Raw genomic sequence first — 11,464 nt, forward strand, 5'->3', positions numbered from 1 at the left:
TTGAAAGCATGAACAGATTGATTGAAAGAGATGGAACTTATGAACTTCTTAAACAATGCCAATTTGGATAATAACTTATTAAACCAGATTCGATATCAGCTTGAGTCCGTAGAAATACATAATCCTAAACTGGCCCGAATATTGTGCAAAATAATTCCTTCCAATTGCCCTTTTGAAAGAACTGTTACACTTTTCGGGCGGACTCTGTTTCACATTCCCCCTTTGTGCAAATTGAACCCTTTTTATGAACAAGTCGTTGGTCTTCGTTTTAAGTGTTTAATATATTTAGTTGATCAATGTGGTGATGATGCGAGAAAATATTGTTAAACATAGGTTTCCATGAATAGAAAATAGATTGAAAAAATCTTTTACTAAGAAAAAAATATTGTATAGGAATCTTAGTTGCAATCAGGCGTGAATAAGGAATGGCTGTTAATTGACCTACAATCGATTCCACATTGGGTAGGCTCAGAAGCTTAAAAAGTAACTGTTTAATGACATAACCACCCCTAGCAAGCCTTCCTTAGAATGAAATAGGGGTTCCAAAGCCTCTCCCCGTTGGTGTCAGCGTGCCGTTAGGCAAGCACAGAGAGGAATGGAAGCAGGGTTTTTGGTCTATTCCAGGACTTTTTAAACATCCTCTAACTGAGATTGATAGAATTGTAGTAGGAATTTTCACCATCTAGCCATAAAGACTCATGCCCTCTGAAATTGCTGTAGAGAAAAAAAAGTTAAAAAATCCACCTTTGGAGCTTCATTATTTAGGCGATCGCGTCCTACGTCAAGCTGCAAAGCGAGTTGCGAAAGTGGATGACGAACTCCGCAAAGTGGTGCGCGAAATGTTGCAAACTATGTATAGCAAAGATGGCATTGGTTTGGCTGCACCCCAAGTGGGAATTCACAAACAACTAATTGTCATCGACCTGGAACCAGAGAACGCAGCTAATCAACCTTTGGTGCTGATTAACCCCACCATTAAACAAGTCAGCCGCGACATCTCCGTTGCCCAAGAAGGATGCTTGAGTATTCCCAATGTATATCTAGACGTAAAGCGCCCCGAAGTCGTAGAAATTGCCTATAAAGACGAATACGGTCGTCCCCGGACATTAAAGGCTAATGACCTCCTGGGACGCTGCATTCAGCATGAAATGGATCACCTTAATGGCGTGGTATTTGTAGACCGTGTGGAAAACTCCTTGACTTTAGTCCAGGAGCTATCTAAGAATGGCTTCTCGTATCAAGCGGTGAAACCAATCACATAGGGGGCTAGTAGTGTATTTAACTCCAAAAAGCGGTTTATTTCTGGGTGGTTCTTGTGTAAGTGCGATCGCGGCTGTCGGTTCGATTTTTGAACTCAGTTACGGACGACCAGATTTTGGTTTCACAGCCACGGCGATTATCCTGGCATTGAGCATTCCACTCACAGGATTATTTTTCTTTGCCGCAGTGAAGGACGCAAGGGCTAACATGAAATAAGCATCAGGTACATAAAAAAGGTAAAAGGATGAAGGAAAAGGCAAAATTCATTCTTTTACCTTTTATTTTTGCTTTGCATCTTCCACTGCCCCTAAAGCTTTCAGCGTTACTAACTGCGCTGCCGTTAACCCCGTTACTCCAGTGATGTTCATTCCTTCGTAGGGTCTTGGCGATGTCTACGACGGGCTACGCCTACGCAATCAGCTTTAGCAAAATTCACACTTTGTAAATAGGCTATTTTTTGCTAGCGCTGCTGGGTCTTGCAGTAGCCTTTGTTGTGTCTCACACTTTTGGGGCTATCACGATAGTTGCGATGCTTTTATCCAAAAGTCTTTGGATATGGGTTGTGAGAATAGCAATTTCTCTAGTCTGTCTATTTGCGATCGCCATGATTATTGAGTCTTGGGGTTAATAGAACAGGGTTACTATTCAAGGCTCATGCTCAAACTTACTAAGTAGCCTTTGGCTAACTTTCATTCAGTCAAAGGCTTTATAACTCTTCATTGCAGACTATATCATATCCAACAACAGCAACGGCTTTGGGGGAGAAACACTTTCGCCACTTTTACGGCTGCTGAAAACCCCCACCTTAGCCATTAGGAAAGTGGGAGTAGTTTACTTATTCAATTAGCGCTCATCGCTCTCTCGCCCCTCTGGAGCGCTATTTGGGTGTGACTGAGCACTAGAAAGAGAATACCATCTCTGCCCTAGCGTTTGAAATTAGCAATTCGCGTGCAACTTGCTAATTTCAAGCTGAAGTTCTTGACTAAAGATGTATTCATACCAAAGACATATTTTTCTTTTCTCAAAGTATAAAATAGCAATTAAAAATCTAATTAAATTGATATATTTTCTGGAATTCTACTCTGTACATTTGTAGCTTTGTACAGAGAGTAAGCACTACCACTGAAACTTCAAGGAGTTATACAAACATGAAACCACTATCAGTAACTATGTTTTTATGTCATAATAACAACGATAAAAGTTTTGTAATTAAATTTCATAAACATCTTAATAACAAACGTTTATTTTTGAATTTGTTTAAATCTATAAAAGTACTCGCATGGCTAGATAAACACAGCCTCATTCCTGGAGATGAGTTTAAAATAAAAATTAATAAAGCAATTACTGAATCAAAAATTAGTCTTATTTTTTTGAGTAAACATGGATTAGGTAACTACCAAACAATAGAGATATTTAATATACAAAAAGAGGTGAAAGAATCCCAAGGAGTGAAGAGTGGTAAAAAAATAATCCCAATTCTTCTCCCAGGTATCGAAAAAGTTGAAGATGTTAAAATATCACCTGAAAACGTTCGTAATATCTTAAGGATAGAAAGAAAATCTGAAAGCATTAATGATGATGAAGTACAAGAAAAAATTAATGAGATTCAAAATTTTTTAAAAGGAAATCATTGGATAAAAATTGATTTACTTAGTAAACATTTGTTTCTTTGGAGGCTTTGGGTTTTTACTGAATTAGAAAAAGCTATTAAATTAGCTTGTGAGGATGATTTAAAGAACGACATCAATATAAGGACACCTTATTTTGTATCTGGAGGATTTGTATTAGCAGTCATGGCTTTATTCGGTAGTATATATTCAACAACAATTGCTACTACTATAAAAGAGCCAATAACTCCCCCTGAATTTAAATTTACTCTAGAGAAAGGAACAGAACGCGGTGGCAATTTTAATAATGGACTCGCAAGAGTCAGAATTAATGGTAAGGCAGGTTATATAGACAGAGAGGGTAATACTCAAATTCAGCCAAATTTTGATGGGGCTTTAGACTTTTCTAAACCAGATAATTTAGCATTAGCATGGAAATATGGAGAGAATAGAGGCTTTATTGACCAAAAAGGTGACTACAGAATTAAACCTCAGTATGGTTATAATAGGGTTGGCCAGTTTTCTGAAGGTAAAGCATATATATGCCATGTTTCTACTTGTGGATATATAAATACTAGTGGCAACGAAGTTATTGAAAGAAAATTTACAGGTGCTGGTCGATTTTCTGAAGGGCTTGCCCCAGTTAAAACTGATGGGAAGTGGGAGTACATCAATAAAGCTGGTGCTTTTTCAATTCGTCAATCTTTCGACGAAGCTTACCAATTTAGAGAAAGCCTAGCACCAGTAAAAAAAGATAATCAATGGATATACATTGATAAAGATGGAGAACCTGTAATTCAAGGAAAATTTGATAAGATTAGTTACTTTTCAGAAGGTTTAGCTGCTGTAAAACAGGATAATAAATGGGGTTATATTAACCGTCAAGGTAATATCGTCATTCAACCACAATTTGATGAACCTAGAGATACCCGTCGACGATTTGACTGTGATGCCACAGATATTATCGGTAACAAGGCTGAGTGTAAACATTTAGATAATAAACACGACTTTTCAGAAGGTTTAGCTGCTGTATACATGAATGGTAAGTGGGGTTATATTGACCGTCAAGGTAATCCTGTCATTCAACCACAGTTTTCTCAAGCTAATAATTTTTCAGAAAGATTGGCTTATGTATGCAAGGGTGAGGATAAGGATAAAAAATGTGGCTATATCTCTAATCCAATCAAAACTCTAATTACCAAAACATCAACTGGGTTTGTAAACTTACGGGACACTCCAAGTGTTAAAGGAACTTTACTCAAGAAGATACTAGACGGTAGTTCTATAACCATCCTGAGTGAAAAAGCAAATTCTAATAAAGAAACTTGGTATCAAGTCGAAGTTAACAATAAAGCTGGTTGGATTCGCTCAGACTTACTCAAGTAATTCGGGAGCATCCACTTTTGGAAGAAACATAATTCTGATACTCCGAAAACCCTACTATATGGTTCATCTAAAAAAGTAGATCCGCCGAAAGTGGATGCTCCCAGTAATTCAGGCTCTTTAAATTTACTTAATAATAATAATCGTTTTTAAAGGGAGGAGTAGCTAATGGTTGCTCCTCCTTCCCCAAGTTGTAGTAAATTCAGTTTAGATTCAAAATTTTGGGTGTTCAAATTGGTTTACGACCGTACCAAAGCGTCCAAAGCAAAACTCTGATAATATTTAAAAGTCTCATTTGATAGGAGATTACAATAATGTCTAGTAATATTAATTATTTGCCGTATTTCCGAGTATACATTGTTTGGCATCCAAACTTTTTAAATGGTCAGAAGCTTGCAAAATATCTTTTTGGCAACATCTGTGGAGACCCAGAGCATCCTTTCGTACAGGGTCTTGGAATTCCGGTTCACTTTTGTTCAGTACCATTTACAGACGAAACTACTCTACCCAAGCCAATCAACATAAAAGAATGTCTCAATTCTGCTATTTTCATATTTGTAGATAATAATATGGTAGTTTGCGACAATTGGCGAACATACATTGAGCAACTTTGTGATAACGAAGATTTAAAAAATCCATACCATAGGATTTATCCTGTAGCGTTTACAGAATATTTCTATAATTTGAGTTCAAAACTTAATAAAATTCAATTTATAGAAGGAATTCACGGGGAAAGTGATGTTGATCAACAAGAAAAATTACTGAGAAATGTTCTACATATATGTTGTAGACAAATCAAACAAATAAAACAATTTGAGGAAAATAATTTCGTAGATAATGATCTAACACCACCCGTGAAACTATTCCTTAGCTATACTAGGCATGATGGACGTGAAATTACAAAAAAAGTTCATGAGTGGATTGATAAGGATCAGATTCTAAGCACTTTTTTAGATACCAAAGATATTCATTCAGGACAGAATTTTGTCCAAGAGATTGAGAAGGTTTTAAAGTATTGTGCTATGCTCGTCTTTCAGACTGATGCCTATGCTTCGCGTTATTGGTGTCATTGGGAAGTTTTGACAGCTAAAAAATATAAAATTCCTATTTTGATAATTAATGCTATCAAAACAGGAGAAGATCGCAGCTTTCCGTATTTAGGAAATGTTCCTACTCTTATTTGGCAAGAATCTCAAATATCTTTAATAATTAGAAAAATATTACTTGAAGTATTGCGGCATCAATATTTTCCAAAATATGTGAATAACTTGCAAAAATTTCGCAATATTCCAGAAGAGATAATCGTTTTACCTTTTGCTCCTGAACTTTTGAATTTAGTACAATATTGGCAGGAAAATACACAACGAGAGGATACGTTAATAATATATCCTGACCCTCCTTTAGGGGATAATGAAATAAACGTACTAAACTTGGTAAATTCAAATATAAAAGCTTGGACACCTTCCCAGCCTGTAATTTCAATTGCTACAGATGATTTTAAAAAGCCACTTTCAGGCAAAGTTGTTGGGATTTCTGTTTCCAATAGTCCCGATTTGGAAAGGCTTGGTTTTAGTGATTATCATCTTAAACGCGCTTTGCTCGAAATTAGTCGTCATCTCCTTGCTCAAGGGGCAAGCATAGCATACGGTGGCGATCTTCGCCCAGATGGTTTTACCCAAGATTTGATTGAGATGGTCAAAGCCTACAATCAGCAGGAAAATAATAAGCCTGAAAAGAAGATACTCAACTTTCTTGCTTGGCCACTACATTTAAAAGCAGACCTTCCTTGGCAGGCACAATATAGGAATGAAGTTTCAATTAAAGTAATTCCTCTTCCAGAAGATATCAAGCAGCAACCTTTTAAAATTAATGATCAGATTTTCCTGAACCCAGAAGGCAAAGAAAATTGCTATGTTTGGATGCGTTCTCTTACAGCAATGCGAGAACAAATGGCAAAACAAATTGATGCAAGAATTATTCTTGGAGGTCAGGTTACTAAATATAAGGGAGTATTTCCCGGTATTGCTGAAGAAGCAGCGCTAACACTAAGCAATCATAAGCCTTTGTTTGTATTAGGTGCATTTGGTGGCTGTGCTAAGGCCGTAGGAGAAGCTTTACTGGGAGCTACTCCACTGGTATTGACATGGGAAGAGCAAGCTGCCCAAAGCCAGACTTATGCTGAGACAGTTGAGTTTTATAACCAGCGTTCTCGTCTAGGTTCTCTTCATTCAGCTATTGATTATAATGCTTTAATTAAGACTTTTCATGATACAGGTTTACAGGGCATGAACAATAAATTAGAGGAGTCAGAAAATAGAGCTTTATTTGAGAGTGAAGATTTAGATGAGATGATTTACTTAATTTTAAAGGGGCTTCAAAGCTGAGATTTTATTTGCAGCAAGGGAATAGGCAATAGGCAATAGGCAATAGGCAATAGATTTTTTTACGAGGATTTAGGATTGCTATATCTGTGAATGCAGGAAAAAATACCTGTTTTTTACAGATAGCCTGCCAATGGTGAGTTACAGATTAGAATTTGCTTCTAAAATAGAAGAATGCTGTCAACTCCCACTCAACTACTGCGACTATCTCAAGGACAACTGAACTTACTAGAAGCTTGTCCGCGTAAATTCCAACATACTTATCTAGAACAACTCAATTCACCCTCAAACCCAGAACAAGAAGAACGGCAAACTTTGGGTAGTCGTTTTCACCTGCTAATGCAACAGCGAGAAATGGGTTTGCCAATTGATAGTTTCCTGCAAGCAGATGCCAAACTGCAAAGCTGGATGCTAGCTTTTGCCGATGCAGCCCCAGAAATTTTAACGGCTGCATCTGATAATCAAACTTTCCGTGAGAGTGAACACTACCGCACTCTGCAAGTTCAGGATTATTTGCTGACGGTTGTCTATGATTTATTGATTGCAGATAACCAACAAGCACAAATTCTCGACTGGAAAACTTACCCTAAACCACCCAATAAACGCAAGTTAGAATCCAACTGGCAAACACGCCTTTATCTGTATGTATTGGCAGAAACTAGCGACTATTTGCCAGAAAATATTTCGATGACTTACTGGTTTGTCCAATCTGAGGGCAAACCGCAAAATATTAAATTTAATTACAATACTGTTCAACACAAACAAATAGCAAAGAAACTTAATCAACTTTTAAGCCAGTTAACTAATTGGCTGGAATATTACCAAAATAACCAGCAGTTTCCTCAAGTGGTGGAGGGTAGCAAAACCTGTGATTATTGTCAGTTTGCCAAACGGTGCGATCGCACACAAGCTCCTGAAGAAGCAGTGAAAGACTCATTGCCAGATTTTGACAGCATTCAAGAAGTATCACTCAACTCTATACAGTATAGCGATCCGATAGCGAAGCGGTAGCGAGTCATCGAGCGTCTTTGATTTCTGAAATTATTTGCCTAAGAAGGCAATAGGCAATAAGCCTCTTTGAGTTATCCTGAATTTTTTCAAAAATCAAATATGAGTCCTGTAGAGGATTTTTGTCAAGCCCAATAAGGGTATAAAAAATTATAACTTCTAAATTTATGTCAAGCTTTGACGAAACTGAAACCATTTATGTACGTGAATTAGGAATTGATGACATTGCTCCTATTTACCACTTGGGAGAAGAGTTATTTACCAGCGATTTGTATCCTTATTTATACCGTACCTGGGATGAATGGGAGGTGATTGGACTTTACAATACCGATCCAGAATACTGTCTTGTGGCCGAAACAGCCGGGGAATTAGCAGGATTCATTTTGGGAACCATCATCACCAAAGCATCCTGGACTTACGGTTACATTTTATGGTTGGGAGTTAGTCCGAAGTTCCAGCGTCGGGGAGTAGCAGACAAGTTGGTTGATAAAGTCGTCGCCCGCATGATTGAAGATGGGGCGCGGTTTATGTTGGTAGACACTGATCCGACCAATACTTCAGCATTAAAGTTTTTTAATCGCAAAGGTTTTGGTAATATTCGCCAGCATATTTTCTTATCGATGAATTTAAGCAAGCATGAATATTATGGCAGATTGATTGATTACGAACACCAAAAAGCTGAAAGAGCAGGCTACAAGCGCTGTCTACGACGGGCTACGCCTACGCGTCCAGCAATTCGCGCCCGGAAACCCGATAGCGTTGCCAATAAAGTAGTCCTTAATCCCCTAGCAGGTGAATCTCAAACAACCGAGGATCAATCTCCGATTTAACAAGTTCCGTGGGTTTATGTCCCCCCTTTCTATCAAGCAGCAAGTTTTGTGGTGCAGTCTAATTCCCTATTAAACATCTCCGAAAATTAATTGCATGACCCCTCTCCAAACCTCTCCCCGAAGCGGAGAGAGGCTTTAATTCCCCCTTCCCTTGCAGGGAAGGCGGGTAGGGGGGTTAGGTCTGCGCCTGACTTTAAGGTTTCTAAATCTTTTTCGGAGATGTCTATTTCAAAACTTAATTACGAATTACGAATTACGAATTACGAATTATTTAACAATGCCAGAACAACAGCAATGGACTATAGCAGCAACCGAACAACCCCCGGATTGGTTCATCCAGGTGGTGAAACAGCATACACCCGCATCAAGTGGAATATATGCAGCACAATTGTTGTGGCAACGCGGAATTAAAGATCATCAACAATTAATAGCTTTTATCAACCATAAAGCTTATCAACCAGCGAGTCCGTTTGAGTTTGGGCAAGAAATGCACTTAGCGATCGCACGGTTGCAACAAGCATATAACGCCACAGAAAAAATTGCTATCTGGGGAGACTTTGATGCTGATGGTATTACCGCCACATCTGTACTTTGGGATGGATTAGGGCAATTTTTTACACAAAATACTCAGCTAATTTACTATATTCCCAATCGCCTGAAAGAATCTCACGGACTCAATAATCAAGGGATTGATAACTTAACAAAACAAGGTTGCAAATTAATTGTTACTTGCGACACAGGGAGCACAAACATTGAGGAAATTATCTACGCTAAACAACTAGGCATAGATGTAATAGTTACAGATCATCACACCTTACCCGCCGAACGCCCACCAGTCGCAGCAATTATTAATCCTCGTTATTTGCCAAAAGAACATCAGCTGTTCAATCTTTCTGGGGTAGCGGTGGCTTATAAGTTAGTGGAAGCACTGTATCAAACCCTGCCTAATGTTGCAAAACATCCATTAGAAGATTTATTAGATTTAGTAGCAGTAGGGTTAATTGCCGACTTAGTGCAGTTAAGTGGAGATTGTCGCTATTTAGCACAGATGGGAATTCAACGACTGCAAGCAGATTTTCAACAGCCAGCAGCAGCGCGTCGCCGTCCGGGAGTGGGGCGATTATTAGAATTGTGCCAAAAAAGTGGCGATCGCCCCACAGATATTTCCTTTGGTTTGGGGCCAAGAATTAACGCCGTCAGCCGCATTCAAGGCGATGCCAGTTTTTGCGTTGAACTATTAACTAGTCGCAATGCCAAACGTTGTAACGAACTAGCCGAAGTTACAGAACTCGCAAACACCCGCCGCAAATCTTTGCAAAAAGATGTGCAAGCGCAAGTGGCACAAAAACTTACTCAATTAGACTTATCAACCACCAGCGTCATCGTCTTAGAAGATGCCCAATGGCCTGCGGGTGTATTGGGCTTAGTTGCTGGACAAGTAGCACAAGAAACAGGTCGCCCGACTATTTTGTTAAGTACAGAGGGGAGTGGGGAATCGGGAGTGGGGAGTGGGGAAAATTCTGCCCCTACTCCCTACTCCCTACTCCCTACTCCCTTAGCAAGGGGTTCTGCCCGTTCTGTGAATTCTGTCGATTTATACCAACTGGTAAAAGACCAAGCACATTTGTTACATCGTTTTGGGGGACATCCCTTTGCAGCGGGTTTGAGTTTGTTGGTGGAAAACATTCCTTTATTTACAGCAGCGATTAATCAGCAGTTGCGGCAATCTTTAGGTAGTACAACCCTAACGCCAACTGTGCAAGCAGACTTGACGGTAACAGTAGCAGATTTGGGGAAAGAGTTATTTTTAGAACTGAAACTGTTAGAACCTTGTGGAATGGGCAATCCTGTTCCGAAATTGCTAATTCAAAACTGCTGGTTTGAAAATTCTTGGCATCGAAATCAGCAGGATTGGCAAGGGAAAAAGGTACAGTATATTAAAACCGAGTTTGACATTCGGGATGATTCTACTAGAAGTGCTTTTCCTGGTATATGGTGGGGACACTATAAAGATGAATTGCCCATAGGAAGGTGTGATTGCATAGCAGAATTAGACTACAACACATTCAAAAAACGTTATGAAATCAGATTAATTGCCGTGCGTCCCAGTGTTAACTCAGCACTTAGCACTCGGAATTCCCCACTCATCTTAGACTGGCGTAACTTCACTACTCCCCACTCCCCACTCCCCACTCCCCCACTGTTGCTTGAAGATTGTCCCACAAACTGGGATGATTTACGCGCGTGGTTGCGCCGATGTCTAACGATAAGCAGTTCGCAACAACTAGCGATCGCTTGGTCTAAACCCAACCTCCAACCACCCAAACAAATTTGGCTAACTCTTGTAGGAATTGCCAAATATCTCAGTCGCACAAATCAACTAGTTACCCGTGTCCAACTTTTAGAGAAAATCGGCATCAGCGACCAAACCTTACTTGTAGGCATCAAAGCTTTAAAATCTTTAGGGTTCACAGTCAAACGACAAGACCGTTATTTGCAAATTACCTGGCATCCAACCGATAGTGCAGAAAACTTGGCTGAGGCAGCAGTTGCAAGATTTTTAGCTGCTATCCGAGAAGAACAATTTCAGCGACAATATTTTGCCGAAGTGCCTTTATCTACTATTGTGGCGATCGCAAGTTCCGACAATTACATGGGTACAAACTTTTAACCCAAGCGTATTGAACAATAGACCTGCCTTGAAAATAGGGAGTGGGGAGTAGGAAATGGGAAATTAGATGAGTGAAAGGAGAAAAATACCAAATTTATTACCAATCACAGATTGAGTTAATGTTAAAAATGCAACCATAGAGGGTAGTTTGGCAAGACTGCTTAAACAATACAAGAATGAATTTCACCCTTTGACTAAGCCGATGGTGCAATGGCAAAAGCCAATTAATTAAGTCAATCTGTTTATATACATTAGACATCTCCGAAAAAGTAGAGACGTAGCACTGCTACGTCTCTACAAGGGTTCTGGGTAACGCATATTTAA

8 protein-coding genes are annotated in these 11,464 nt (G+C 39.1%); all 8 read left to right on the forward strand.

All coding sequences use genetic code 11. The features are described from left to right. Positions 1 to 39 precede the first annotated feature (39 nt). Positions 40 to 327 carry a Mo-dependent nitrogenase C-terminal domain-containing protein gene (locus tag VB740_RS02385; protein ID WP_323198485.1) on the forward strand — a complete coding sequence of 96 codons (288 nt, stop codon included), beginning with the start codon at positions 40 to 42 and terminating at the stop codon, positions 325 to 327. A 371-nt stretch (positions 328 to 698) separates the two neighbouring features. Continuing rightward, on the forward strand, positions 699 to 1,262 hold the full coding sequence (def, locus tag VB740_RS02390; protein ID WP_323198486.1) for a peptide deformylase: 564 nt from the start codon (positions 699 to 701) through the stop codon (positions 1,260 to 1,262). A gap of 10 nt (positions 1,263 to 1,272) precedes the next feature. Then, on the forward strand, positions 1,273 to 1,476 hold the full coding sequence (locus VB740_RS02395; RefSeq protein WP_109011114.1) for a hypothetical protein: 204 nt from the start codon (positions 1,273 to 1,275) through the stop codon (positions 1,474 to 1,476). 932 nt (positions 1,477 to 2,408) lie between these two features. Then, positions 2,409 to 4,253, forward strand: coding sequence for a WG repeat-containing protein (locus tag VB740_RS02400; protein WP_323198487.1), 1,845 nt, complete (start codon positions 2,409 to 2,411; stop codon positions 4,251 to 4,253). 311 nt (positions 4,254 to 4,564) lie between these two features. Then, positions 4,565 to 6,634, forward strand: coding sequence for a TIR domain-containing protein (locus VB740_RS02405; protein WP_323198488.1), 2,070 nt, complete (start codon positions 4,565 to 4,567; stop codon positions 6,632 to 6,634). Between the two features lie 171 nt (positions 6,635 to 6,805). Continuing rightward, positions 6,806 to 7,642 (forward strand): PD-(D/E)XK nuclease family protein, encoded by an 837-nt coding sequence (locus VB740_RS02410; protein ID WP_323198489.1) that lies wholly within the window; start codon positions 6,806 to 6,808, stop codon positions 7,640 to 7,642. 164 nt (positions 7,643 to 7,806) lie between these two features. Continuing rightward, positions 7,807 to 8,469 (forward strand): N-acetyltransferase, encoded by a 663-nt coding sequence (locus VB740_RS02415; protein ID WP_323198490.1) that lies wholly within the window; start codon positions 7,807 to 7,809, stop codon positions 8,467 to 8,469. A gap of 277 nt (positions 8,470 to 8,746) precedes the next feature. Continuing rightward, a complete protein-coding gene (locus VB740_RS02420; RefSeq protein WP_323198491.1) occupies positions 8,747 to 11,140 on the forward strand; it encodes a single-stranded-DNA-specific exonuclease RecJ in 2,394 nt (797 codons plus the stop codon). The last annotated feature ends 324 nt before the right edge of the window (positions 11,141 to 11,464 follow it).

This window comes from Nostoc sp. UHCC 0251 (assembly GCF_034932245.1).
In the GTDB taxonomy this organism is placed as follows: Bacteria; Cyanobacteriota; Cyanobacteriia; order Cyanobacteriales; family Nostocaceae; genus Nostoc.